Consider the following 25,744-nt stretch of genomic DNA (forward strand, 5'->3'; position numbering starts at 1 on the left):
AGGCAGGCCTGGCGTCGCCTTCAGCCGATGGCGACGCCAGGCCCGATCTGCCGTAGCTGCCCCAGCCGGCTGCGGGTGCGCATCAAGTCGGCCAAGGGGCCGCCCAGGCTGTCCGCCAAGGCCCGCTTGGCGAGCAGCGTGACGTGTCGGTCCTGGTCATACAGCACATCGACCACGTTGACGAAGCGTTGCTGCGCGGCCAGCGAGCATTCGGACAGATCGTCGAGGCCGTCGATGATCCACTCATCGTACTGACTGGCCAGCGCGAGGTAATCGATCACCGCCGTCGCTTTTTCGCACAGGTCGTCGAAGCTCAGCAGGATGCGCCGGCCCTCGACCGCCAGCGCGCGCAACGGGCGTTTGTTGACCTCCAGCATGAGCGGCGCGACTGCCGGCAGGTTCAGCGCCTGACGCTGCGCCGCATCGCCGGGCCAGACGTAATGCCCTTGGGTGAACCGCTGTGCGTCGCGATTGGCTGGCAGGCTGCGAAAATCGGTGTCGCCGCCGACTTCGAGCACCTCCATGCGCGCGTTGATCAGGCGGATTACCGGCGCGAAGCGCTCGTGATACAGCGGGTTGGGCAGCAGACCTTCGGGCGCGTAGTTGGAGGTCACCAACAGGAAGATGCCGCGCTCGAACAGGGCGTCGAACAGGCGCTTGAGTAGCATGGCATCGCCTATGTCATGCACATGGAATTCATCGAAGCACAGGACTTGGCAATCGCCGAGCAAGGCATCGAGCGTTGCGCCCAGGGCATCGTCCAGCTGTCGGTGCAAGTGCATGCCTTGGTGCAGGCGAGCGAAAAAGTCATGAAAGTGCAAGCGGCGCTTGGCTTGCACTGGCAGCGCCTGAAAGAAACCATCGAGCAGCCAGCTCTTGCCGCGGCCCACCGGGCCATGGAGGTAAAGGCTGCGCGCCTGGCCTGCGTGCAGGTGCGCCAGTTGCGCAGCCATGCGCTGTATCACCCGGCGTTGGCTGTCGCTGAGCTGGTAGCCACGGCTGCGTGCTTTATCTTCGAACCAGTCGAGCAGTTCACAGGGTTCGGCTGCAGCACCGCGCAGGCGTTGACCAAGCTGGCGCAGAGGGGAGGGGATCCAGGCGGACACGCTTAGCTCCTTGAGCAGAAGACGGGGCAGCGTGCAGCTTGCCCCAGGTCGGGCATTTTGACCAATGGATAAAATACCGGGCATCGATCGGCTGCGTTGATACTTCCTGGGCTTGGCGCAGTCTGCCATAGACCCTCGATACAGGAGCAACGCCATGACCTCCGTTCACCCCCTGCAGCGCTTCGTCGATGCGCAGAATCCGGTTTATGACCACGTGCTGCAAGAGCTGCAGGCAGGTCGCAAGCGCAGCCACTGGATGTGGTACGTATTTCCGCAGCTCAAGGGCCTGGGGCACAGCGCCATGGCCGTACGCTATGGGCTGGAAGGGGCCGAGGAGGCCCGGGCCTATCTCGACCACCCCGTGCTGGGGCCGCGCTTGAGAACCTGCGTGGGCGCGTTGCTCGAGCACAGCGGCAAGACGGCGAAGCAGATCCTAGGTAGCCCGGACGATCTGAAATTGCGTTCTTGCCTGACCCTGTTCGGCCAGGTGGCGCCAGAAGATCCGCTGTTCCAGCTGGCGCTCATGCAGTTTTATGACGGTGAGCCGGATCGGCTCACCTGCGCCATTCTCGCGCGCTAGCTCAGGCCTTGCGCTCCAACTGGCTCTCGATCATGTACTTGACTGCCAGCCGACGCGCCTTGAGTTGACGCAGGTCCTCATCCTCGAAATTGCCCGCAGAGATGGATTCGGCCGCCAGGACCTGATTATCGATGTCTACGTATTCATCGAGCAGGCGGTCGAGGGTCTTGTCCTGTTGCCGGCGTTGTTGAACGATTTCCCGTGGGTATTGCAGGTCTTGGTACAGGTCGTGTGAGACGGGCATGGTGGCCTCCTTGGTCAGGACAATTTGCTTACCTGATTGGAAGGAAGGAAAGCCATTGTGTTGAAGCGAAGCGGTGGAAAAGCGACGGATGGTAGTTCCCAAGCCGCGGAAACCGGCGCTCTGATACTAACTTGCTGTTTTAAAGCATTTTTTTTGCAAAAGGGCTTCACAGGTCGGCGCTTTGTTGTTAAAGTGCCGCGCATTCCAAGACAACAACCCAGTTGTCACTCATTTGGAATTGTCAGAGCAGCATCAGCTGCATCCGATACAGGGGCGTCGCCAAGCGGTAAGGCAGCAGGTTTTGATCCTGCCATGCGTTGGTTCGAATCCAGCCGCCCCTGCCATTTTCCTCAAGATCATCTCTATTCAGTGCAGACTTGTCGGCGCTGGATTTTTCGTTTTCGTCTGCTGAAAAATCTTCAGCCGGGGCTGCATGGGCAAGCCGGGCAGGGTGTCGGCTCGCCCGTGCGTAGTAGCGCGCACAGCAATCAACCTGCCGCGCGCAGCACCTCGCTCAATACCCTGGCCAGCTCGTCAGCCTGCACGGGTTTCTGCACCACCAGGCTGCCTGGCACATCCAACCCTTCAAGTTCGGCGTAGCCGGTGAGAAAAACGATCGGTAACTGCGGATGCCGCTCGCGCGCCGCCAAGGCCAGTTGGCCACCGTTGAATTCGGGCATGGCAAAGTCGGTCAGCAGCAGGTCGATGCCTGCATCGAGCAGCGCCAGGGCCTGCTCGCCGCTATGGGCCTGACGCACTTGGTAGCCATATTGGCGCAGCACATCCCCGAGCATGTCGCGTACCAGGTGATCGTCATCGACCAGCAGCACCGTGCGGTCACGGCCGCTGTCACTGATGGCCTGCAGGGCCGGCGCTGCCACCGGGTCGACCGCCACCTCCTGCTTGACCGCTGGAAGGTAAACCGCCACCTGGGTGCCGTGCCCAGGCTCGGTGTCGATGCGCACGCCACCGCCGGACTGTTTGGCGAAGCCGAACACCTGAGCCAGGCCAAGGCCCGAACCCTTGCCGATATCCTTGGTAGTGAAGAACGGCTCGAAGACCTTGGCCAGCACGTCGTCGCTCATACCGCAGCCGGTGTCGCGAATGCTCAGCATCACGTATTCACCGGGCTCTGGATCTTCCGGGCGCTGGGCGCGAGCCTTGATGCGCGTGTTGCGCGTCGACAGGGTCAGCTGTCCGCCGTCGGGCATGGCATCGCGGGCGTTGATCGCAAGATTGAGGATGATCATCTCGGTTTGGGTCGGGTCGGTCAGCGCCTGCCACAGGCTGTGATCCAGATCCAGACGCACCGAGATGTTACCGCCCAAGGTACGGCTCAACAGTTCCTCGAGGCCCGCCAGCGTGCGGTTGAGGTTCAGGGCCACCGGTTCCAGGCGCTGACGACGCGAGAAGGCCAGCAGTTGGGAAGTGAGCTTGGCGCCGCGCTCGCCGGCCTCGCGAATGTGCGTCAGGCGGCTGCGGGCCTTGTCCAGGTCAGCCTTGCTCAGGTCGCGTTCAAGGAAGCTGGCGCCGGTGAGAATGACGGTGAGCAGGTTGTTGAAATCGTGAGCGACGCCTGCGGTGAGCTGACCCACGGCCTCGAGTCGCTGCATTTGTTGCAGCGCAGCCTCGATGCGCTCGCGTTCAGTGATCTGCTCGCGCAGCCGGCTGTTGGCCTCGGCCAGGCCCAGCGCGGTTTCCCGCTCGCTGGTGATGTCGCGGGCCACCACGTACAGCAGGGTGTCTTCCGGCACCACTACCCAGGATAGCCAGCGCAATTGACCACCGGCATGTTGAATGCGGCCGACGAAGCGAGCACTGGTGCGGCCGTGGGCCAAGGCGGCCAGTTCGGTGAGCAGGGCGTCCTGATCGGCCTCCGGCAGCAGGTGCAACAACGACGCCTGGCTCAGGCGCTCGCGGGAAAACCCCAGGCTCGCTTCCCAGGCCGGATTGAGGGCCACCGGGGTCAGGTCCTTGTTGAGCACCGCGAGCAAATCCTGGGAGAGTTCCCAGGCCCGATCGCGCTCGCGGGTGCGCCGCTCCACCCGTTCACCGAGCATTTCGTTGAGCTGACGCAGCGCCTGGGTGGCCTGACGCTGGGTATGTATGTCCTGCAGCACCCCGGAAAAGCGAATGCACCGACCTTCGACGAACTGCGACTGGCCGCTACTGAGCAGCCAGCGCGGCTCGCGACCATCGCCTTCGGCAGTGCGGAATTCGACGCGGTAGACGCCGTCGTTGTCCGAATGCATCGCATGGTCGACCGCTTCGCGTACCTTTTCGCGATCTTCGGCGTAGATACCTTGGTAGAACACCTGCAAGCTGATCTGAGCGTCGAGTGGCAGGCCGAACAAGGTCTTGCAGCGGTCGTCCCAGACCAGCAGGTCCTGCTCGGGGCGGTAGTCCCAAGTGCCCATGCCTGCGGCATCGATGGCGATGCGTGCGCGCGCCTCTACATCGGCCAGGGCTTCCTCGGCGCGGCGCCGACGCTGACGCTCCTGCACCTCGGTCAGCGCCCGGCGCACCGCTTTGGGCAGCAGCGGCAGGTTTTTCTTCAGCACATAATCGGTAGCGCCGAGGCGGATCATCTCCACCGCGTGCTCTTCGCCATAGATGCCGGAAAGGAAGATGAACGGCGTATCAGGCGCCAGGCGCTGCGCGATGGCCAGCACATCGGTACCTGATGAGCCTGGCAGCACGCAGTCGCACAGAATCAGGTCGAACGTCCCCTCGTGCAGGGCACGCTCGACCCCGGTATGGTCGAACACCAGACGAGACTGCACCTGCAGCCCGCTGCGCTCCAGGCGCATCAAGGTCAGCTCGGCGTCCATCGAGCTGTCTTCGACCATCAGCAGTTTCAGCGGTGTCGGCAACATTCTTCGCGCAGGCCTCAGTTACCGCCACGACGGGTGAGGCGCAGCGAGCCGGGTGGCGGTTCGTTGAGCACCGCCCAGAACACCCCCAGGTCGGAAATCGCGGCGACGAACTCCTTGAACTCCACCGGTTTGACCACATAGGCGTTGACCCCTAGCTCGTAAGCGCGCAGCAGATCGGGTTCTTCACGCGAGGAGGTCAGCATCACCGTCGGAATGCTGCGCAGCTCGGGTGTGGAGCGCACCGCCTTGAGCACTTCCAGCCCGTCCACTTTCGGCAACTTGAGGTCCAGTAGCAGCACCGCAGGATTGCCATCGTCGCGATCGACGTAAGCCTTGCGGCGCAGCAGATAGTCCAGGGCATCGGCGCCGTCGCGCAGCACGATGACCTCATTGGCCAGCTGGCTGCGCTCCAGGGCCAGGAGCGTCAGCTCCAGGTCCCGGGGGTTGTCTTCGACCAGCAGGATTGGTTTGAGCATTTGTATACAGGTGCCTCAGGTAGTTGCTTGATAGCGAGGGAGGGTGAAGTGAAAGCTGGCGCCCTGGTCGACCTGACCTTCGGCCCAGACCCGGCCATCATGGCGCTCGATGATCCGTCGCACGCTGGCAAGGCCGATCCCTGTGCCTTCGAAATCCTCCATGCGGTGCAAACGCTGGAAGACTCCGAACAGCTTGTTGGCATAGGCCATGTCGAAGCCTACGCCATTGTCGCGAATATAGACCTCGGTCTCGGTCGGATGTTGCCGCGCGCCAATGGTAATACGCGCAGGTTCCCGACCGCGGGTGTATTTGATGGCGTTAGAAATCAGGTTGTGCAAGGCCAGGTTGATGAACGCGGGGTCGGCGATCAGCTTGGGCAGCGGTTCGACCTCCCAGATGATTTCACGGCCTTGGTAGTCGGGCGCCAGTTCCTGGCGGATGGTATCGACCAGTGCATTGAGGTCGACGTCCGACAGGCGCAGTGCCGAGCGCCCCATCTGCGAGAAATTCAGCAGGTTGTCCACCAGGCTACCGGCGAAATGTGCCGCTTCCTCAATGTGTTTCAGGAAACGTTTGCCACGTTCGCTCATGCCCTGGCCTTCGATTTCGCCAAGCAGCTCGGTGTAGCCGGCGATATGCCGCAAAGGCGCACGCAGGTCGTGGGACACGCTGTAGGAAAACGCCTCGAGTTCCTTGTTCGAGCGGCGCAGTTCGTTGGCCAGTTGCGCCAGCTCTTCAGCCTTGCGCAGCACGATACCCAAGACCGCGGTGCGTAATTCGACAACGCCTTCGATGACCAGCGGATCCCAAGGTTCGCAGTACCCTGAAACCCGTTCTTGCCAACGCTCGAAGCTGTGGCGCGGATTGAGCGCGCCCAGCGGGCCGATCGCCTTGTCCGGACGGCCCGCCCAATCGACCGTGCGCAGCTGCTCGCGGCGGAACCACACCAGGTAGTGCGAATGGATCTGCGAGATGGCCACTGCCAGTACGCCCCCGACATGCGCGGCGAGCTCCGGCAGTTCAGTGATGTCACGACTGACGTTATCGGTATGGAACACCACCTCCTCACCGCGTCGGGCCAGCCAGTGCACCAGCGCGGTCACTTGCGCAGCGGGCGGGGTATGCCCGATCAGGTCGCAACGTTCAGCGGAAATCACCGCGGCGCCGCTGGCCCCGGCGAACGCCAGCAGCACTTCAGGCAAGTCGCAGAGGCCGTCGCTGACGCTGTCGTGGTCGGCCATGGAGGAGATCATGCGCACGATGTGCTGGCGCAGCTCGAGCAGTTGCCGCGTCCTGGCGTGCGACTCGCGCGCTTCGATCTGCAGCGACAGTACGCTGGCCAGCAGCTCGCAGGCGGTGCGGGTGCGAAATTCCACGGCACGCGGTTGCGCATGGTGGCAGGAAATCAAACCCCAGAGCTGGCCATCGACCACGATCGACAGCGACATCGAGGCCAAGGTGCCCATGTTGCGCATGTACTGCAGATGCACCGGCGACACGCTGCGCAGCGCCGCAAAGCTCATGTCCAGCGCCTTGCCGGTGCGTGGATTGAGTGCCGGCAGCAAGGGCGAAGGCTGGTAGCTGGCGTCTTCGATCACGCGGATGCGGCTGGTGCGGTACAGCTCGCGGGCCTGGCGCGGTATGTCGGAAGCCGGAAAGCACAAGCCCATGTAGCGCGGGTAGCCGTCATCAGCGGCCTCAGCCAGGACCTGACCGTTGCCCTCGGTGTCGAAGCGGTAGGCTTTGACCCGACCAAAGCCAGTGATGCGCTTGACCTGCACCACGCATTCCTGCAACAGCGCTTCCAGGCTGTCGGCATTGTGCACGCTGCTGACGAAACCGCGCACCAGCGGATAGTAGTCGCCTTGATCGGGCAGGTCGGCACTCACGCGAAACGGCTCGAATTCGGCGATCAGCACGTGGTCATGGCGGTGAGTCAGCAAGCGCAGCGGCTCGCTCCAACGCGCGCCCTGGCGCAATTGAACGTCGCCAATATGAAAGGGGAACACCTCGTCAACAGGCAGCCGCTGAAGCTGACTGCGCAGGTCGAAGCTCTCGCTGACCACCTCGCCGAACGTGGCGCCTAGCAGCTCCTGCGCAGGCACCCCTAGCCAGCGCTCGACGTTTTCGCTGGCCTGGAGAATGCGCAAGTCCTGTTCATCGAGTACCAGAAGAAAGCCCTGAGGCTGGATGCTGCCGGGAACCTGGATAGGTTCCTGGGCACAGCGCTCCATGGCCGCGGCGAGCGCGTTGTCTGCAGTCATCGATGGAATGCTCCTGTGATCTTCTTCCATGCTTGACGCATGCGTAGGGCACCGAGAGATCGGTTGCTCTGCACACTAACAGAATATCGGCCGTTTTGCCGGCTTATGCATCGGAGGTGCAGCAGCTGCCCGGGTTCGCTTGCAGCAAGAATTTCCTCGCCGTTACTGCTTTGTCGTTAACGCCAAAGAACGGCGCCGCGTCGCGCCCGTACGGGTGAGGGGCTGCTACCCTGAAAACACACAGTACGCCTACAAGGAATGTTCAGTGACGCAATGCTGGGTGGCCGCGCTGTTGGGCCTGACGTTGAGCGCCAAGGTCGTGGCGGCGGATTTTCTCGTGGAAGTGCGGGTGCTGGTGCAGCGTGGTTGCATGCTGGTCGACCAGCCCAGAGACGCCGGTGCACAGGACTTGGGTCGAATCGACCTGGGTAGCGCGGCGCGGCTGGACGGCAGCGCTGCGCCGCTCAGCGGCATGCTGGTCAATCAGCGGCCACCGCGCCTGGAGTGCAACCCTGATACCCCGTACCAGGTGCGGGTCGACGGCGGCTTGCATGGCGGCGTGGGTGAAGTGCGTTTTCTGGCCAGTGCCGACGCCAGGGCGCGGCCCATTCCCTATCGGCTGTTTCGCGATGCCGCCTGGCGCGAGCCGGTGAGGGTCGGTCAGGCACATGCCGCACGGGTGCCAGACAGCGGCTCGGTCGAGCTGCCGTTGTACGCGCGCATCGACAAACTAGCCTGGGTGCCGCGCGCCGGGCAATACGCCGACGTGCTCAAAGTCACCGTCACCTGGTAGCCCGCCGCCATGCACAAGGACGTCAGACCATGAACCGCACCTCGATCCTGCTGCTCAGCCTTGGCCCCTTGCTGGTGCCCAGCAGCACCGTGCACGGCAGCACCAGCGGCTTCATTCAAGCGCGCCTGGTCATCAGCGCGGCGTGCCAGATTGAAAGCGGCGACCAACCCCCGGCCACCTTGGGCAACCCTGGCTTGATGGATTTCGGCGAGCGCGGCCCGAACTGGGATACGCCGTTGCGCACCCGGGTCGACGAGGCCGGCGGTGAAGGCAGCCTGCAGATCAGCTGCACGCCTGAGGTCAGGGCGTTCAACGTGCGGATCAATGGTGGCCTCAATGGCGACGATGGCGTACGCCGGTTGAGTAACGGCCGGGTGATGATTCCCTACCAGCTGGCCGTCGATCCGGCGGGTAACAGCCGTTACGGCATTGGCCAGGCGCGCGCCTTCACCATCAATAGCACCGCGCAGATTCCCATCCCGATCTACGGCGTGGTGGTGGCGCAACCACGTGCGCTGCCGGCCGGGCTGTACCGCGACACCCTGAGAGTGACCCTGGACTGGTAAATGACGCAAGGAGACCCCCGATGCGAACGACTTTCACCCGCTGCATGCTCGCCGGCCTCGGACTGGCCCTGACCACGCACGCCCAGGCCGCTACGGTGACCGGGACCATCACCTCGACCCTGACCCTGACGTCGGCTTGCCAGGTCAATGGCAGCGCCGGTACCTCTGGGCTCAATTTCGGGACCTTGAATTTCGGCACCCAGGAGGCACTGTTCAGTACCGCCAACGCCCAGGTGCTGGGCGGCGGCGGTGGCGCCATGAGCATTCTCTGCTCGGCCGGAACAGTGCCCGCGATCCGCGTGCGAGCGGGTGCCCATGATGGTCAATCGACCGGTGGTACCCGGGCGCTGGCCGATGGTGCGGGCAATTTCGTGCCGTACGACTTCTATACCGACGCCGGACGCACCCAGCTGCTGGCCATCGACGGTACCATCACCTTGCCAACCAGCACGGGCGTGGCGCAGACCGTCAACCTGTACGGCCAGGCACGCGGCAAGGCGGGGCTGCCGGCCGGGGTGTACACCGACACGGTCGCGGTCGAGCTGACGTTCTGAGCCATGCGCAGCGCAGTGCGCAGCTGTCTGGTCAGTGCCGGCGTATTGTTCGTAGCGCCGCTGGACGCCGCGACCACCAGCACCTTTCAGGTCAGCGCGCAGGTCGTCGCCGGCTGCCTGGTGGTCGGGGCCGCGAGCCAATACGGCGTGCTCAATTACGGCACGCAGTCGGCGTTGTCCACCGGCATCCTCAGCACCGCTCTGGGAGGCTCCACAGTGACTTTCCAGTGCACCCCTGGGGTGGCCTTGAGCATGAGCCTGGACGGTGGCCAGAACAGCGCCAGCGGTACCCGTAATCTCAGGCGCAGCGGCGCTAGCCAGGTGCTCGCCTACCAGCTCTACCGGGATGCGGCCTACAGCCAGGCGCTGGGCATCGGCCAGAGCGTGGCAGTCAGCTACAGCGATGCAGCGACGATCAAGCTGCCGGTGTACGGTCGCACTCAATTACCCGGCAACCTGCCGGCGGGCACTTACACCGACGTCGTGCAGGTCACGGTGACCTGGTAGGCGGCCTGGTGGCCAATCAACATCGAACCAAGGAGGGTGGCATGGCGGTACGGGCAACGTGGGCACACGCACTGATCGGGCTGTTGCTGTTGGCGAGCGTGCCGGCGCAGGCGGCCACTTCGGTGCTCATCTGGCCGATCGATCCGGTGCTCGAGGCCGATCAGAAAGCCGGCGCCCTGTGGCTGGAAAATCGCGGCACGGCGCCTGCCAGTCTGCAAGTCCGGGTATTCGCCTGGCGCCAGGGTGACTACCAGGAGCAGTACCAGGCGCAGCGCGAAATCATCGGCAGCCCGCCGGTGGCGACTATCGCGCCGGGCCAGAAGCAACTGATTCGCTTGACCCGCACTGGCAGCTCACCCGTGGGTCAGGAACAGGCCTACCGCATCATCATCGATGAGATTCCTTCGCCCGTGCCGGATGCCTCCGACAGCCAAGGCACGTCTGCGGCCATCCGCCTGCAGATGCGCTATTCGGTGCCGCTGTTCGTCTACGGTGAGGGCCTATGGGGCAAGGCTGACCCACAGGGGCGACGCAATGTCGACGGTATCGGCAAGCCGCAGCTGAGCTGGCGGCCCGTCACGGTGCAGGGCAAACCCTATGTTGAAATGCGTAACAGCGGCCCCGTGCATGCCCGCCTGACCGATGTCGTGGTGCAGCAAGACGCCCAGGCCAAACCGCTGGCCGAGGGCTTGCTGGGGTATGTCTTGCCAGGTGCCAGCATGCGCTGGCCTGCACCGGTGGCGGCGAATCCTGGCAGTGTGCTCAAGGGCAGGGTGAACGGGCAGCAAGCGCCCGAGGCCATTCGCCAAGGGCAGTGAGCTCGGCGCTGAATGAACGGCAGGGGCCAAGGAGGACCCGGCAATGGTTGGAATCGGTGTGTGAGGTGGCTTGTGCGCGGCTGGCCGCGCTGGTACGTCGGGTTGAGTGTGCTCGGCCCGTGGCTGGTGCTGGCCGACGATCTGCCGCCGCCGCCTGGCGAGAGCGCTGCAGTGGCCGAAGCCACGCTATACCTCGACCTGGTGGTGAACCAGATGCCCAAGGCTGAAGTGGTGGCGGTACAGCAGCGCGCCGGGCGGCTCTACCTGGACAGCGAAGTGCTGCGCAGCGCTGGCGTGCAGCTGCCGGGCGCGCCGCAGGGCGAGGTCGCCCTGGACACGGTGGCGGGATTGCACAGCGATTACGACAGCCAGAACCAGCGCCTGTCGCTGCAAGTGCCGGCGGCCTGGTTGCCACAGCAGCAGGTCGGCGAACGCAGCCTGTACCCGGCCAGCGATGCGCGCAGCAGTTTCGGCGCGTTGTTCAATTATGACCTGTACCTCAATGATAACGACGATGGCGGTACCTACCTGGCCGCCTGGAACGAACTGCGTGTGTTCGACAGCTGGGGCACGCTTTCCAGCACCGGGCAATGGCGTCATGCCTTCGATGGCGCGCCGAGCAACGACAATCGCCAAGGCTTTCTGCGTTACGACACCACATGGCGCTTTACCGACGAGCAGCGCCTGCTGACCTACGAAGCCGGCGACTTGGTCACCGGTGCCTTGCCCTGGACCAGCTCGGTGCGCGTGGGCGGCCTGCAGCTATCGCGCGACTTCGGTGCACGTCCGGACCTGGTCACCTACCCCTTGCCCGCCTTTGCCGGCGAAGCGGCGGTGCCGACCTCGCTCGACCTGTTCATCAACGGCTACAAGTCGAGCACCACTGCGTTGCAGCCAGGCCCCTATACCTTGACCAACGTGCCGTTCATCAACGGTGCCGGCGAGGCGGTGGTGGTGACCACCGATGCCCTGGGCCGGCAGGTGTCCACGACATTGCCGTTCTATGTCACCAGCAGCTTGCTGCAGCAGGGCCTGACGGACTTTTCGGTGGCAGCCGGGAGCCTGCGCCGCAACTATGCCGTTGAGGATTTTGGCTACGGAGCAGGTGTGGCATCGGCCAGCGTGCGTCACGGCGTCAGCGATAGCTTCACCCTGGAAAGCCACCTTGAAACCGCCCAATCGCTGGTACTCGGTGGCCTGGGCGGCAACATGCGCCTGGGCACCTTCGGTGTAGTGAACGCTGCGCTCGCCCAGAGCCGCTTCGCGGGTGAGCAGGGCCAGCAGATCGCACTGGGTTATCAGTACAACAGCCAACGCATCGGTTTGAGCTATCAGCGCCTGCAACGCCACGGCCAATATGCCGACTTGAGCCGCGTCGACCGCCCTGAGATGCAGCTGAGCCGGCGCAGCGAACAGGCGACCTTGAGCCTGAATCTTGAGCGGTACGGCAGCCTGGGCGCCGGTTACTTCGATGTGCGCGCCGCTGATGGCACCCGCACCCGGCTGCTCAACCTCAGCTGGAGCAAACCGCTCTGGGGCAACAGCAGTGTCTATCTGTCCGCCAACCGCGAGATCGGCGATAGCCAGTGGGCGGTGCAGGCGCAGCTGGTGATGCCGTTTGATTTCGGCGGCACCCTGGCGGTGAGCATGGAGCGCGGCAAGGACGGCGAGGACCTGCAGCGGGTCAACTACAGCCGCGCTGTGCCTGCCGCTGGCGGGGTTGGCTACAACCTGGGTTACGCCAGCGGCGGCGACCGCGACGCCTATCGCCAGGCCGATGTCACCTGGCGCCTGCAATCGGTGCAGCTGCAAGCCGGCGTGTACGGCAGCAGCGGTCAGATGACCCGCTGGGCCGACGCCAGCGGCTCGCTGGTCTGGATGGATGCCGGGGTGTTCGCGGCCAATCGCATAGACGACGCCTTCGTGGTCGTCAGCACCAGCGGCTACGCCGATGTGCCGGTGCGCTACGAGAACCAGGAGATTGGCCGCACCAATCGTGACGGTCACCTGCTGGTGCCATACAGCAGCGGCTACTACCGCGGCAAATATGAGATCGATCCGATGGACTTGCCGCCCGACGTGCTCGCCGATCAGGTCGAACAGCGCCTGGCGGTGCGCCGCGGCAGCGGCTACTTGTTGGAATTCCCCTTGAAGCGGGTGCTGGCGGCGAGCATCGAGCTGGTCGATAGCAATCGGCAACCGCTCAAGCTGGGCAGCAGCGTCGTGCATCAGCCTGGCGGCGGCCAGGCGGTGGTCGGCTGGGACGGCCTGGTGTATCTGGAAAACCTGGCGCCGCACAACCGCCTGCAGGTGACGCTGCCCGAAGGCGGGCAGTGCCAGGTGGCATTCGACCTGCCCGAAACGCATGGCTCGATCCCCTTGATCGGCCCCTTGGAGTGCCGATGAGGAGGTTGCTGTGTGGCCTGTTACTGATGCCGGCAGGCTCGGCTTGGGCATTGTGCGCATCGGTGGCGACTGCTCCTGCGGCATTCGGTACGCTCAATTCGACCCAGGTCCGCACCGCCGTGCAGAGCGCTTCGAGCATCAATTCCGGGCTGCAGTGCACCGGCTCGTTGCTGAGTCTGTTGACCGCCAACGACCGCTTCCTGGCCACCATCACCGCGACCACCAGCGGCCTGGTCGGGCCAACGGGCGATGTGATCCCCTACACCTTGTACGCCGATAACAGTACCAGTTATCCGATTACCCGCGGGGTCGCCTTCGACTTCGCTCGCACCGGCATTCTCGACTTGCTGGGGTTGTTGAATGGCACCTCGCCCAAGGCGGTGCCGCTGTACCTGAGAACGCAGATCGGCAGCAATGTTGCGGCAGGTGTCTATCAGGAAACCTTGACTGTGGCCTGGAGCTGGAACTACTGCTCAGGCGTAGGGCTGGGCAACATCTGCCTGGGACGCGACATTGGCTCGGGGAGCCAGACGATGCTGGTAACGCTCACTGTCAGCAATGACTGTCAGATCACTACGCCCAACATCAGTTTCGGCAGCGCTCCGGTGGTTGCCGGGTTCGCTGCGGTCAACCAGAGCCTGAGCCTGTCATGCACCAAAGGCAGCAGTTACACCGTGGGGCTGAGCGATGGCGAGAACGTCGCAGGCGGACGACGGCGCATGAAATCGGCGGCGGGCAACTTCCTCGCCTACGACATTTTCAAAGGCGCCGGCAGCGTGCGCTGGGGTGCGCTGAACACGGCGCGGCGCTCCAGCAGCGATGCCGATGTCAACCCGGGGGCGGGCACCGGCACCGGCAGCCAAGTGTTCAACTATAACGCCAGGGTCTACACCGACCAGGCGACGCCACCGGCAGCCAGCTACCTCGACAATGTGGTGCTGGATGTGCAGTTCTGAAAGCCAGTGCCGAACCCAAAGGCCCGGCAGCCGTGATTCAGCGCAGATCGTCGACCATTGCCGCCAGGGTCTCCAGCACCGCGCCGGCCAGTGCCTTGGAGCGTGCTCCCGACCATCCTGTGTGTGGGTTCGGGGCGTCATCGTGGTCTTTGAACGGCATCTCCAGGGTCAATGACAGGCAGTCATAGGCCATCCCCACCGCGTTACAGGCCAGTGTGGTATTGGCCTGGCCTGGCTCATCGCGGGTATAGCCATGCACGGTCTGGAAGTCACGCGTGTGCGTGCACAGCGTGGTGCGGAACTGTTCTTCCAGCTCGGCCAGCCGCGGTGTGTAGCCTGGGTTGCCTTCGCACGCCGCAGTGAATACGTGGGGGATCTCTTCATCGCCATGCACGTCGATGAAAGCATCCACGCCATACTGCTTCATCTGCGCCTGGGCGAAGAACACCTCTGGGCTGAATTCGATGCTGGCATCCTGCCAAGCGCGGTTCAGGTCCTTGCCCTGGAAGTTGGTGCGCAGGTGCCCGAGGAACGCGCCGTCAGGGTTCATGTTGGGAATCAGGTATAGATCCGCTTTGCTCAGCAACTGCTGCACGGTCACGTCCTGCGCTTGCAGGCGATCGATCAGCCCTTCGATGAACCACTCGGCCATGTGCTCGCCGGGGTGTTGCTGCGCGATCAGCCACAGCTTGCGCTTGCCCACTGCGCCGTCCCCCGCGCGCAGCAGTGGGATGTCCCGGCCTTGCACACTGCGCCCATGGGCCAGCAACACCACGCCGGGAATTTGCTGCGCGCGTTCGATCAGCTGATTGTGACGGGCGCGTGGATAGGGCTCGAAATAGGCGAACCAGACTTGCTCCTGCTCGGCCGCGAGGGCGAACGACAGGGCCTTGCCGTCGAATTCGCTGGGCACCCGGAACCAGCGCTGCTGATCGTACGAGGCCACCGCGTGGTAACCGCTCCAGGCCTGCTTGTAGGACGACTCGCCGGCGTTGACCAGGCTGAAGCGGTGCACTTGACCCGGCGTCAACCCGCTGGCTTTGAAGTGGAACCACTGGTAGTGCCCGCTGTGCGTGTCTGGACGGATGGCCAGCTGGACCTGGGCGGGGTTGCTGGCATCCAATACCTGGATGTTTCCGGAATCGAAGTCGCAGTCGATATGCAGGGGGGACAGCGTCACGGTCATTGCCAGGCTCCTCAGGCGTTATTGTGAAGGTACTCTACACCCTCCAAATGCCCCCGTGCTTGATCTGTGCCCAAGGGGCACGGCGCTCAGGCCCAGGCGCCTGCCAGTAGCAGCGTCAGCAGGCCCAACCCGACCGCCACCGCGCAGCCAGCTACTGACAAAGCTGCACGCCCTTGCCGATACCAGCCATCCCGCCCCAGCGCCTGCGCTGGGTCGAGCAGGCTACGCCAGCGTAGTTCGGTGTCGTGAAAGGCTTGCAGGTGCGCAGGGTCTGCGTCCAGCCAGCGGCGAAAATCGATGCGCTCGCACGCGGTGGCCTGCGGGCTTTGCAGGCGCACGTACCATCGTTCCGCGACGCGGGTTACCGCGTCAGCGCCTGCACGGCTTGATTGCAGCGCTTGATTCATGTGGCGCTCGATACTGCGCACGGGCAGGTCGAGCCGTTGCGCGATGCTGGCGTAGTCGAGCTGGTCGAGGCGGTTGAGCAGGAACACTTGCTGGACGCGACGGGGCAGACGCTTGAGCCGATGCAGCAACGAATGATCGACCTGGGCATGCGACGACGGTGTCGGCTGTTCGAGTGGCAGCAGCAAACGGCTCATGGGTCAGCTCCTTGCTTGGCGATGGGGTGGGGCATCATCCATGACGCGTGTAGCAGCCTAGGCGAAACGAGATTGATTCTCAAGTGCTGATTCCGCAAAGAATTGTAATAAGCGTTCACGCCCTGAAACACTTTTGCTATCATGCCGCCCATCGAACGATCTTCATTAGCCTGAAGAGCCAAAAAAAAGACCCGGCAAAAAGCCGGGTCAAAAACCGTGATTAGCCTGATGAGGAGATAATCTGAGAGCGACCTAAGCTCCAGGTTATCCAGCAGATCTCGCGATCAGCTGAGTGCAATAATAATCGTTATCATTTGCCAGTCAAATGAATTTTCCGGTTTTCGCGGAAAATTTTTGCTGGTGCACCTCTTTGCTCCGGCAAATGGGGCCGTTTGCCGTTACGCGGCTATCACAATGTGCCTCCCTTGCGGTTATCTATTCGCCCGTCTGCAGGGCCCGCCGATGTTCCAGCAGCGCCCTTGCCATATCGATCATGTGCATCAATGCGAAGGTCAGTTCGCGCGTGCTGCCCTCTTGGTGCGTGGCGTTTTCGTGGGCAGTGGCCGCCGCGCAGCGCAGTAGCTCGATGGCGTGGTCCTGCGCCTGCTCGGAGGTGACACCCGGGTGGAGCGTCCAGATCTGGTTGTGTGGGCTTGGGCGCGTGGGCTTGGGATTGAGGTAGTAATCCAGCGCGCGGCGGGCGGCTTCGCTGTCCAAATCTGTTTCGTCGTCTTTCGATGGTTTCATCCTGATACCTGCTAGGGCCAATGGGGAAAGGGTTCAGGATGATACTAATACCTGCAGTATTTTTGTGTGCTTTAATAAATACTACAGAATGTTTATTGAGCCGCTTAAGGCAGTCCGTATCTTGCCAGCGATGAATATGGATAAATGGATTGCCCTCGTCCGCGACCGGATGGAGGAACTCAAACTGACCCAGGAACAGCTCGCCGAGCGCGTGGGTGTGTCCCAGGGTAGCGTCGGGCATTGGGTGAACAAACGGCGTCAGCCGAAGATCGAGTCGATGAATCGCACCTTCGTAGAGATCGGCATGCCTCACTACAGCGTCAGCCTGCAGCTGCGCATTCAAGGGCAGGTGGGCGAGGCGCGGGGCACTTACCTGGTGGACGAAGAGGACCAGGACCTGGACCTCATGCAGTACATCGTGTGCTTTCGTTACCCGGTGCTGGCATGGGATGCGCTGGACGGCGCGGTCGAAGCAGACCCGGGTGTATTCGAGCAGACCGATTACCTGGCTCGGGGCAAGGGCTATTGGCTCACCGTTGAAAACGATGCCATGAGCGCCAGCAGCGGTCGCAGCGTGCCTCAGGGTATGCGCATCCTGGTCGATCCGGGGCTTGAGGCTGAATCCGGGCGTCTGGTCATTGCCCGTCAACCGGGCAAGACGGCGATTCTGCGAGAACTGGCCGAGGAGGGCGGGCAGCAGTACCTCAAAGCCCTCAACGGCAGCTACCCGACCTTGGTGTGCGAGGCCGGTTGCGAGTTTCTCGGCGTCGTCGTGCGCGTGCACGGCGTGGTGTAATCAGGGGCTGGCTGGCAGCCCCTGCGGCGTCAGTCAGCGAGTTCGACCAGCAGCGCGCCTTCACCAACCATGTCACCTTCCTGGCACAACAGCGCCTTGACCGTGGCATCGTGTGGGGCGCGCACGCTGTGCTCCATCTTCATCGCTTCGAGCACCACCAGCACGGTGCCGGCCTGCACCGCTTGCCCAGGCTCGACCAGCACCCGCACGATGCTGCCGTTCATGGGCGCAGTCAGTGCACCTTGCTGAACATGGCGCGTCTCACCTTGGGCGATCGGGTCGAATGCCTGAACGGCGTGTACTTCCCCGTCCCAGCCCAGGAACAAGGTGTTGCCACGGCGAAGCGCCAAGTGGCGCCAGCGCACGCCGTTGTCATCCACCGTCAAGTGCTCGTCTTGCCACTGCCAGAGTACTGCAGCGCTGCGCTCCAGCGCGATGGCCTGGCGTTCGGCGCCACTTTGCAGGTGCAGGCTGCTGCGTGCCGGCAGCCCGAGGCGCAAGCCGCTGCGTTCAGCCCAGGGTGAATGCACGTCGTCAGGGCGTTGGCAGGGCGGTTGGCTCTGCAGCCAGGCTTCAGCCGCTGCCTCCCAGAAGCGGGCCGGCAGCGGTTGCGGCGCAGGCAGCAACGCTGCCTGATGGCGCAGGATGAAGCCGGTGTCCAGCGCCGCCGCGGCGAAGGCCGGGTGTGCCAGGATGCGGCGCACAAAGCCGATGTTGGTCTTCACGCCACCGATGACGAATTCATCGAGCATCGCCAGCAGGCGCAGACGTGCCTGCTCACGGGTCGCGCCCCAGGCGATCAGTTTGCCCAGCATGGGGTCATAGAATGGCGACACCTCATCGCCCTCGCTGACCCCGCTGTCCACGCGCCGGCCCTGGCCAGGCGACGACTCGCGGTACACGGTGAGACGGCCAGTGGCCGGCAGAAAATCGTTGGCCGGATCTTCGGCATACAGGCGCACCTCGATGGCATGACCGTGCAATGGCACCTGCGCCTGGGTCAGCGGCAGCGCTTCGCCGCAGGCGACGCGAATCTGCCAGGCCACCAGGTCCAGGCCGGTAATGGCTTCGGTCACCGGGTGCTCGACCTGCAAGCGTGTGTTCATCTCCATGAAGAAGAACTCGCCCCCTTCGTCGAGCAGAAACTCCACCGTGCCGGCGCCTACGTAGCCGATGGCCTGGGCGGCGCGCACCGCCGCTTCGCCCATCGCCTGACGCAGGCTGGCCGAGAGTCCTGGCGCGGGTGCCTCCTCGACGACTTTTTGGTGGCGGCGCTGGATCGAGCAGTCACGTTCATTCAGGTACAGGCAGTGGCCATGCTGGTCGGCAAATACCTGGATCTCTACATGCCGTGGCTTGAGCACATACTTTTCGACCAGCATGCGCGCATCGCCGAACGCGGAATGCGCCTCGCGCTGGGCCGATGCCAGGGCCTCGGCCAGTTGACTCGAATCCTCGACCACCTTCATGCCCTTGCCGCCACCGCCTGCGCTGGCCTTGAGCAGCACCGGATAGCCAATCTGTCGGGCCGCCTCACGGAACGTATCCAGGTCCTGTGCGTCGCCGTGATAACCGGGCACCAAGGGCACGCCGGCCTCCTGCATAAGGGCCTTGGCCGCTGATTTGCTGCCCATCGCTTCGATGGCGCTAGGCGGTGGCCCGAGATAGATCAACCCGGCCTGTTCGACGGCGCGGGCAAACCCAGGGTTTTCAGAGAGAAAGCCATAGCCTGGATGAATAGCCTGGGCACCGCTGGCCTTGGCAGCAGCAATCAGCTTGTCCACGTCCAGATAGCTATCGCAGGCTTTGCTGCCGCCCAGGTCGACACGAATGTCCGCCTCGCGGCTGTGCCGGGCCTCGCGGTCGACTGCGCTGTGCACGGCGACGGTGGTCAGGCCCATGGCCTTGGCAGTGCGCATCACCCGGCAGGCAATTTCACCGCGGTTGGCCACCAGCAGGGTAGTCAAAGCAGGCTGGCTCATGGGCGCGGCTCCGTGTTGTCGATGGCTTGCCAGGCCGGACGGCGCTTTTCCAGAAACGCGCGCAGGCCCTCCTGGCCTTCGGCGCTGACGCGGATGCGGGCGATGGTGTTTTCGCAGTATCGGCGCAGCGCCGGGCTGAGCTCGCCATGATCGACTTCGCGCAGCAGGTCCTTGGTCGCGCGCAGGGCCTGGGGGCTGTTTTGCAGCAAGTTGGCGATCCAGGTCTGGACCTGCGCCTCGAGCTGCGCAGCTGGGTACACTTCGGCGAGCAGGCCCAGCGCATGCGCCTGCACGCCGCTGAAGCGCTCGGCAGTCAAGGCATAGCGACGGGCAGCGCGTTCACCAATGGCCTTGACCACGAAGGGGCTGATCACTGCCGGGGCCAGACCGATGCGCACCTCGGACAGGCACAGCTGGGCGTCCTCGGCGCCGATGGCCATGTCGCAACAACTGATCAGGCCCAGCGCGCCGCCAAAGGCCGCACCGTGGACCACGGCCAGGGTCGGCGCTTTCAAGCGGTGCAGGGCGTACATCAGCTCACCCAGCTCGCGGGCGTCGTCGAGATTGGTGTTGAAATCCATCTGCGCCGCTTGCTGCATCCAGGCCAGGTCGGCACCGGCGCTGAAATGCCGGCCGCGGCCGCGCAGCAACACGAAGCGCAGGTGCGGATCTTCGGCAAGACGGTCCAGGGCGATGATCAGTTCGCGAATCATCAGCGCGTTGAAGGCGTTGTGCTTGTCCTCGCGGCTGAGCCATAAGGTGGCGAAGCCGCGTGGGTCGTGGATCACTTCGAGGGTGCTGTAATCGCTCATGGTTCACATCCGGAAGAGGCCGAAACGGCTTGGTTCGATCGCCGCGTTGAGTGCGGCCGACAACGCCAGGCCCAATACCTCACGGGTTTGCGCCGGGTCGATGACGCCGTCGTCCCACAGCCGCGCGCTGGAGTAGTAAGGGTGGCCTTGATGCTCGTACTGATCGAGGATCGGCTGCTTGAGCCTGGCTTCATCCTCGGCGCTGAACGGCTGGCCGCCGCGCTCGCTTTGCTCGCGCTTGACCTGGGCCAGTACCCCGGCAGCCTGCTCGGCGCCCATCACGCCAATCCGGGCATTCGGCCACATCCACAGAAACCGTGGATCGTAGGCGCGGCCGCACATGCCGTAATTGCCGGCGCCGAAGCTGCCGCCGATGATCACGGTGAATTTCGGCACCTTGGCACAGGCCACGGCAGTGACCAGTTTGGCTCCATGCTTGGCGATACCGCCTTCCTCGTATTTCTTGCCGACCATGAAGCCGGTGATGTTCTGCAGGAACAGCAGCGGGATGCCGCGCTGGCAGGCCAGTTCGATGAAGTGCGCGCCTTTCTGCGCAGCCTCGGCGAAGAGGATGCCGTTGTTGCCGAGGATCGCGATCGGGTAGCCGTGCAAGCGGGCAAAACCGCACACCAGGGTAGTGCCGAACAAGGCCTTGAATTCATCGAACTGTGAGCCATCGACAAGGCGGGCGATCACTTCGCGCACGTCGAACGGCTGCTTGGCATCGGCGGGCACCACGCCATATAGCTCCTCGGCGGCGTACAGCGGTGGCACGGCAGGCAGCTGTTGCAACCTGCCGAGCTTGTGCCAGTTGAGGTTGGCCACGCAGCGCCGGGCAATGGCCAGGGCGTGCTCATCATCGTCGGCGTAGTGATCGGCGACACCGCTGGTGCGGCAATGCACGTCGGCGCCGCCCAGCTCTTCGGCGCTGACCACTTCACCGGTGGCCGCCTTCACCAGGGGCGGCCCGGCAAGGAAGATGGTCGCCTGCTGGCGCACCATGATCGCCTCGTCGGCCATGGCCGGCACGTACGCGCCACCAGCTGTGCAGGAGCCCATCACCACGGCGATTTGCGCAATGCCCAGGGCGCTCATGTTGGCTTGATTGAAGAAGATCCGCCCGAAATGTTCACGGTCGGGGAATACCTCGTCCTGGCGCGGCAGGTTGGCGCCGCCTGAGTCGACCAGGTAGATGCAGGGCAGGCGGTTTTGCTCGGCGATCGCTTGCGCACGCAAGTGCTTTTTTACCGTCAGCGGGTAATAAGAGCCGCCTTTGACCGTGGCGTCGTTGGCCACGATCATGCATTCAACGCCTTCAACGCGGCCGATACCGGCGATCAGGCCCGCCGCCGGCACGTCTTCACCGTACACTTCATGAGCGGCCAGCTGACCGATCTCCAGAAAGGGCGAGCCGGCATCGAGCAGGCGGTCGATGCGCTCGCGCGGCAGTAGCTTGCCCCGCGCCGTGTGCCGCTGCTGGGCATTGGCGCCGCCGCCTTGGGCGATCTGCGCCAGCAGGCTGCGCAGAGCCTGGACGTGCTCGAGCATCGCCGCATGGTTGCCGGCGAACTCGGGCGAGCGAGGATTGAGCTGAGTGTGCAATGTAGCCATGGCAGTCGCTCCTCGTGCTCAGCGGGTTTCGTTGAACAGTTCACGGCCGATCAGCATGCGGCGAATTTCGCTGGTGCCGGCACCGATCTCATAGAGCTTGGCATCACGCAGCAGACGGCCCGCCGGAAATTCATTGATGTAACCGTTGCCGCCGAGAATCTGAATCGCCTCCAGGGCCATTTGCGTGGCGCGCTCGGCGCTGTAAAGGATCACCCCGGCCGCATCCTTGCGTGTGGTTTCACCCCGGTCGCAGGCCTGGGCCACCGCGTACAGGTAGGCGCGGCTGGCATTGAGCTGGGTGTACATGTCGGCGATCTTGCCCTGGATCAGCTGGAATTCGCCGATGCTCTGGCCGAATTGCCTGCGCTCGTGGATATACGGCACCACCAGGTCCATGCAGCTTTGCATGATGCCGGTGGGGCCAGCGGCGAGTACCACGCGCTCGTAGTCCAGTCCGCTCATCAATACGCGCACGCCGCCGTTGAGCTGACCAAGGATGTTTTCCTCCGGCACCTCGACGTCGTCGAAGAACAGCTCGCAGGTGTTGGAGCCGCGCATGCCCAGCTTGTCGAACTTGTTGCTGCGGCTGAAGCCTTTCCAGTCCCGCTCGACGATGAATGCGGTGATGCCATGGGCGCCCTTGTCCAGGTCAGTCTTGGCATAGATCACATAGGTGTTGGCATCCGGGCCGTTGGTGATCCAGGTCTTGCTGCCGTTGAGCACATAGCGCTCGCCACGTTTCTCGGCGCGCAGTTTCATCGAAACCACATCCGAGCCGGCGTTCGGCTCGCTCATGGCCAGCGCGCCGATGTGCTCGCCGCTGATCAACTTCGGCAGGTACCGGTGTTTCTGCTCAGGTGTGCCGTTGCGATTGATCTGGTTGACGCACAGGTTCGAATGCGCGCCGTAGGAAAGTGCCACCGACGCCGAGCCTCGGCTGATCTCCTCCATCGCCACGACGTGAGCCAGGTAGCCCAAGCCGGCGCCACCGAAAGCTTCGCTCACGGTGATACCCAGCAGGCCCATATCGCCGAATTTGCGCCACATGTCGGCGGGGAACAGGTTGTCCTGGTCGATCTGTGCGGCGCGCGGCGCCAGTTCGGCGGCGACGAACGTACGCACTTGATCGCGCAGCATGTCGAGGGTCTCGCCCAGGGCGAAGTTCAGGGAGGGGTAATGCATGCGAGGCACCTTATTGTTCTTGATAGAGGTCGTACCGTAGCTCACACATCCGTGGCGAAAAGCGTGAGCAAAGGCCTTTTGCTGAACGTTTCATAACCTTTACGTAAACGTAAACCTGGGCTTTCGAACTGTCAATTGCTCCAGAGCGTTTACCTAAATGGATGAATGATTGAATGAAGGGATCCGCATGCCGAGAATCAGCATGGGTGACTGAACAGAGGGGCCAGCATGATGAACCTGCCGACCCGACGTGAGCCAACGCTCGATGCCACTTGGCATCAGGCTTTGACAGGCGGCTCCTGACTGGGCGGATCGCCAACCGTCGGCGGCACGGTTGGTTTGATCGGCAGCTCGTCCGGATCCTGCTCCGGCACAGGCGGTGGCAGGCTGGGGTCGTCGATGTTTGGATCAGGCGTTTCCGGGGGTGTCGGGATGTTCATGGCCAGGCCTCGCGTGGTGAATGAACCGCTGCTGCCTGGTTCGACCGCCATCGCTTGCGCGTGGCTCAGTTTTTTTTGAACCCCCATGCCTGCGCGTGGCTCTGAACCCTTACCGCCACCAGCCCAAGGGAGCAAGGCCTGATGTCACTGAACGAGCCCTTCGAAAGCGTGCCCATGGCCAACGATCACCCGGATCAAGCCATCAGCCTGTCCCAGGCCTTGCTGGCGCCGCGCATCGCCATCGAGGCTACCCAGCCCGTACTCGATGGCGGCACTTTCGCGGCCAAGGCCATCAGCAACCAGCCGGTGTCGGTCAGCAGCAAGGTATTCACCGACGGCCACGACCGCATGGCCGTGGTGCTCAATTGGCGCCAGGCGGGCAGCCGCCGGGTGCATTGCGTACCCATGACCTCACCTGGCAACGACTTGTGGTTGGCTGAATTCACGCCTTCGGAGATTGGCCCGCACCTGTTCAGCATCGAAGCCTGGATCGACCCTTACGCCACCTATTGCTACGACCTGGAGAAGAAATTCCAGGCGGGTGTGGATATCAAGCTCGAGCTTGAAGAAGGCCGACTGCTGCTGGGCAAAGGTATCGAGCTCAGCGGCGCGGCTCTGCGCGAGCAACTGCAGGCGCTGTCTGAACGTTTGCATAGCCTGGAGCCGGCCGAGCAGGTCGCGCTGCTGCTGAGCCCTGAGGCCACGCGCCTGATGGGTGAAGCCGAGCATCGCAGCTACCTTACCCGCAGCATCGAGTTCCCGCTGGACGTCGATCGTCCGGCTGCGCAGTTCGCCAGCTGGTACGAGTTGTTTCCGCGCTCGATCACCGACAGCCCAGAGCGCCATGGCACCTTCAACGACGTGCACCAGCGCCTGCCGATGATCCGCGACATGGGCTTCGACGTGTTGTATTTCCCACCCATTCACCCCATTGGCACGGCGCACCGCAAAGGCCGCAACAATGCCCTGCAGGCCCAGCCGGGCGATCCAGGTAGCCCATACGCCATCGGCAGCGCCGAGGGCGGTCATGATGCCATCCACCCGCAACTGGGCACGCGCGAAGACTTCAGGCGTTTGGTGTCGGCCGCTGCCCAACATGGCCTGGAGATCGCCCTGGACTTTGCCATCCAGTGCTCCCAGGACCACCCGTGGCTGACCGAACACCCCGGCTGGTTCAGCTGGCGGCCCGACGGCACCATCCGTTACGCCGAGAACCCGCCGAAGAAATACCAGGACATCGTCAACGTCGATTTCTACGCCCCCGACGCGGTGCCGGGGCTGTGGCTGGCGCTGCGCGACGTGATCATCGGCTGGGTCGAGGAGGGCGTGAAAACCTTCCGCGTGGACAACCCGCACACCAAGCCGTTGCCGTTCTGGCAGTGGTTGATCGCCAATGTACGCAGCCAGTACCCCGACGTGCTGTTCCTTGCCGAGGCGTTCACCAAGCCGGCAATGATGGCCCGCTTGGGCAAAGTCGGTTATGCCCAGAGCTACACCTACTTCACCTGGCGCAACACCAAGGACGAGCTGCGCGAGTACTTCGAGGAGCTCAATCAACCGCCATGGAGCCAGTGCTACCGCCCCAATTTCTTCGTCAATACGCCGGACATCAACCCGTTCTTCCTGCAGCACTCGGGGCGCGCGGGCTTTCTGATTCGCGCGGCGCTGGCGACCATGGGCTCGGGTTTGTGGGGCATGTATTCGGGCTTCGAGCTGTGCGAGGCTGCAGGGTTACCGGGCAAGGAAGAGTACCTGGACTCGGAGAAATACGAGATCCGTCCGCGTGACTTCACCCAGCCGGGCAACATCATCGCCGAGATCGCCCAGCTCAACCGCATCCGCCGGCAGAACCCGGCATTGCAAACGCACTTGGGCGTGGCGTTCTTCAACTGCTGGAACGACAACATCCTGTACTTCGCCAAGCGCACGCCCGAGCGTGACAACTACATCCTCGTGGCCATCAGCCTCGATCCGCACAATGCCCAGGAGGCCACGTTCGAGTTGCCGCTGTGGGAACTGGGGCTGGACGACCATGCCGATACCTTGGGCGAAGACCTGATGAATGGCCATCGTTGGACGTGGCACGGCAAGACCCAATGGATGCGCATCGAACCGTGGCACCAGCCGTTCGGCATCTGGCGCATCCGCAAGGCCGACTAATAAGCGCCGACTGTGGAGAGGAGCGGACTGGCCGCCTGGAAGGGCCAGCCGGTCCTGAAGCGATTGCGCGGTATCGAGG

The 25,744-nt window shown here is 63.6% G+C and carries 23 protein-coding genes and 1 tRNA gene; 11 read left to right on the forward strand and 13 right to left on the reverse strand.

What is annotated here, in order from left to right; translation table 11 throughout:
- Positions 1-20: 20 nt before the first annotated feature.
- Positions 21-1,106, reverse strand: coding sequence for a cell division protein ZapE (gene zapE, locus FS665_RS01235; protein WP_145182134.1), 1,086 nt, complete (start codon positions 1,104-1,106; stop codon positions 21-23).
- Positions 1,107-1,260: 154 nt separating this feature from the next.
- Here zapE and FS665_RS01240 point away from each other — a divergent pair, with 154 nt between their 5' ends.
- Complete coding sequence (locus FS665_RS01240; RefSeq protein ID WP_145182137.1) at positions 1,261-1,686, forward strand: DUF1810 domain-containing protein; 426 nt, start codon at positions 1,261-1,263, stop codon at positions 1,684-1,686.
- Position 1,687: 1 nt separating this feature from the next.
- Here the strand turns inward: FS665_RS01240 and FS665_RS01245 are convergent, their stop codons facing one another.
- Complete coding sequence (locus tag FS665_RS01245) at positions 1,688-1,930, reverse strand: DUF465 domain-containing protein (RefSeq protein WP_145182140.1); 243 nt, start codon at positions 1,928-1,930, stop codon at positions 1,688-1,690.
- A gap of 269 nt (positions 1,931-2,199) precedes the next feature.
- Between FS665_RS01245 and FS665_RS01250 the strand changes: the two genes are divergently transcribed.
- Positions 2,200-2,274, forward strand: a tRNA-Gln gene (locus FS665_RS01250).
- 144 nt (positions 2,275-2,418) lie between these two features.
- Here FS665_RS01250 and FS665_RS01255 read toward each other — a convergent pair.
- The 3 genes from FS665_RS01255 to FS665_RS01265 are packed head-to-tail and all read right to left on the reverse strand — an operon-like array spanning position 2,419 to position 7,547.
- Positions 2,419-4,806 (reverse strand): hybrid sensor histidine kinase/response regulator, encoded by a 2,388-nt coding sequence (locus tag FS665_RS01255; protein ID WP_145182143.1) that lies wholly within the window; start codon positions 4,804-4,806, stop codon positions 2,419-2,421.
- A gap of 14 nt (positions 4,807-4,820) precedes the next feature.
- Positions 4,821-5,282 carry a response regulator gene (locus tag FS665_RS01260; protein ID WP_145182146.1) on the reverse strand — a complete coding sequence of 154 codons (462 nt, stop codon included), beginning with the start codon at positions 5,280-5,282 and terminating at the stop codon, positions 4,821-4,823.
- A 15-nt stretch (positions 5,283-5,297) separates the two neighbouring features.
- Positions 5,298-7,547 carry an ATP-binding protein gene (locus FS665_RS01265; protein WP_145182149.1) on the reverse strand — a complete coding sequence of 750 codons (2,250 nt, stop codon included), beginning with the start codon at positions 7,545-7,547 and terminating at the stop codon, positions 5,298-5,300.
- A gap of 265 nt (positions 7,548-7,812) precedes the next feature.
- On the opposite strand from FS665_RS01265, the gene FS665_RS01270 reads away from it, so the two are divergent.
- From FS665_RS01270 to FS665_RS01300, 7 genes are read left to right on the forward strand one after another with little or no spacing between them, the layout of a single operon-like run.
- Positions 7,813-8,340: a spore coat U domain-containing protein gene (locus tag FS665_RS01270; protein WP_145182151.1), complete on the forward strand. Its 528-nt coding sequence runs from the start codon at positions 7,813-7,815 to the stop codon at positions 8,338-8,340.
- Between the two features lie 29 nt (positions 8,341-8,369).
- Complete coding sequence (locus FS665_RS01275; protein ID WP_145182154.1) at positions 8,370-8,906, forward strand: spore coat U domain-containing protein; 537 nt, start codon at positions 8,370-8,372, stop codon at positions 8,904-8,906.
- A 20-nt stretch (positions 8,907-8,926) separates the two neighbouring features.
- Positions 8,927-9,460 (forward strand): spore coat protein U domain-containing protein, encoded by a 534-nt coding sequence (locus tag FS665_RS01280; RefSeq protein ID WP_145182157.1) that lies wholly within the window; start codon positions 8,927-8,929, stop codon positions 9,458-9,460.
- A gap of 3 nt (positions 9,461-9,463) precedes the next feature.
- Positions 9,464-9,967 carry a spore coat U domain-containing protein gene (locus FS665_RS01285; RefSeq protein WP_145182160.1) on the forward strand — a complete coding sequence of 168 codons (504 nt, stop codon included), beginning with the start codon at positions 9,464-9,466 and terminating at the stop codon, positions 9,965-9,967.
- 41 nt (positions 9,968-10,008) lie between these two features.
- Positions 10,009-10,785 (forward strand): molecular chaperone, encoded by a 777-nt coding sequence (locus FS665_RS01290; protein WP_145182163.1) that lies wholly within the window; start codon positions 10,009-10,011, stop codon positions 10,783-10,785.
- Between the two features lie 12 nt (positions 10,786-10,797).
- On the forward strand, positions 10,798-13,191 hold the full coding sequence (locus tag FS665_RS01295) for a fimbria/pilus outer membrane usher protein (protein ID WP_145182166.1): 2,394 nt from the start codon (positions 10,798-10,800) through the stop codon (positions 13,189-13,191).
- Positions 13,188-14,147 (forward strand): spore coat U domain-containing protein, encoded by a 960-nt coding sequence (locus FS665_RS01300; protein ID WP_145182169.1) that lies wholly within the window; start codon positions 13,188-13,190, stop codon positions 14,145-14,147. The genes FS665_RS01295 and FS665_RS01300 overlap by 4 nt, the downstream gene beginning before the upstream one ends.
- A gap of 37 nt (positions 14,148-14,184) precedes the next feature.
- On the opposite strand, the gene FS665_RS01305 is transcribed toward FS665_RS01300, so the two are convergent.
- The 3 genes from FS665_RS01305 to FS665_RS01315 form a co-directional block, all read right to left on the reverse strand.
- Positions 14,185-15,333, reverse strand: coding sequence for a carboxypeptidase family protein (locus FS665_RS01305; protein WP_145182172.1), 1,149 nt, complete (start codon positions 15,331-15,333; stop codon positions 14,185-14,187).
- A gap of 86 nt (positions 15,334-15,419) precedes the next feature.
- Positions 15,420-15,935, reverse strand: coding sequence for a DUF4880 domain-containing protein (locus FS665_RS01310; protein ID WP_145182175.1), 516 nt, complete (start codon positions 15,933-15,935; stop codon positions 15,420-15,422).
- A gap of 435 nt (positions 15,936-16,370) precedes the next feature.
- Positions 16,371-16,682, reverse strand: coding sequence for a DUF6124 family protein (locus FS665_RS01315; RefSeq protein WP_145182177.1), 312 nt, complete (start codon positions 16,680-16,682; stop codon positions 16,371-16,373).
- A gap of 88 nt (positions 16,683-16,770) precedes the next feature.
- Here FS665_RS01315 and FS665_RS01320 point away from each other — a divergent pair, with 88 nt between their 5' ends.
- Entirely contained in the window at positions 16,771-17,478 is a 708-nt protein-coding gene (locus FS665_RS01320; RefSeq protein WP_145182179.1) for a LexA family transcriptional regulator, read from the forward strand.
- Between the two features lie 29 nt (positions 17,479-17,507).
- On the opposite strand, the gene FS665_RS01325 is transcribed toward FS665_RS01320, so the two are convergent.
- The 5 genes from FS665_RS01325 to FS665_RS01345 form a co-directional block, all read right to left on the reverse strand.
- Positions 17,508-19,460, reverse strand: a complete 1,953-nt coding sequence (locus tag FS665_RS01325; RefSeq protein WP_145182182.1) for an acetyl/propionyl/methylcrotonyl-CoA carboxylase subunit alpha — start codon at positions 19,458-19,460, stop codon at positions 17,508-17,510.
- Complete coding sequence (locus FS665_RS01330; RefSeq protein ID WP_145182185.1) at positions 19,457-20,272, reverse strand: gamma-carboxygeranoyl-CoA hydratase; 816 nt, start codon at positions 20,270-20,272, stop codon at positions 19,457-19,459. Before FS665_RS01330 ends, FS665_RS01325 begins: the two co-directional genes overlap by 4 nt.
- 3 nt (positions 20,273-20,275) lie before the next feature.
- The gene (locus tag FS665_RS01335; protein ID WP_145182188.1) at positions 20,276-21,883 is read right to left on the reverse strand and encodes a carboxyl transferase domain-containing protein; all 1,608 of its coding nucleotides are present in this window, start codon (positions 21,881-21,883) and stop codon (positions 20,276-20,278) included.
- An 18-nt stretch (positions 21,884-21,901) separates the two neighbouring features.
- Entirely contained in the window at positions 21,902-23,065 is a 1,164-nt protein-coding gene (locus FS665_RS01340) for an isovaleryl-CoA dehydrogenase (protein WP_145182192.1), read from the reverse strand.
- A gap of 278 nt (positions 23,066-23,343) precedes the next feature.
- Positions 23,344-23,556 carry a hypothetical protein gene (locus FS665_RS01345; RefSeq protein WP_145182195.1) on the reverse strand — a complete coding sequence of 71 codons (213 nt, stop codon included), beginning with the start codon at positions 23,554-23,556 and terminating at the stop codon, positions 23,344-23,346.
- A 90-nt stretch (positions 23,557-23,646) separates the two neighbouring features.
- Here FS665_RS01345 and FS665_RS01350 point away from each other — a divergent pair, with 90 nt between their 5' ends.
- A complete protein-coding gene (locus tag FS665_RS01350) occupies positions 23,647-25,665 on the forward strand; it encodes an alpha-1,4-glucan--maltose-1-phosphate maltosyltransferase (protein ID WP_145182197.1) in 2,019 nt (672 codons plus the stop codon).
- Positions 25,666-25,744: the final 79 nt, after the last annotated feature.

The organism is Pseudomonas sp. URMO17WK12:I11, assembly GCF_007677725.1.
GTDB lineage: Bacteria > Pseudomonadota > Gammaproteobacteria > Pseudomonadales > Pseudomonadaceae > Aquipseudomonas.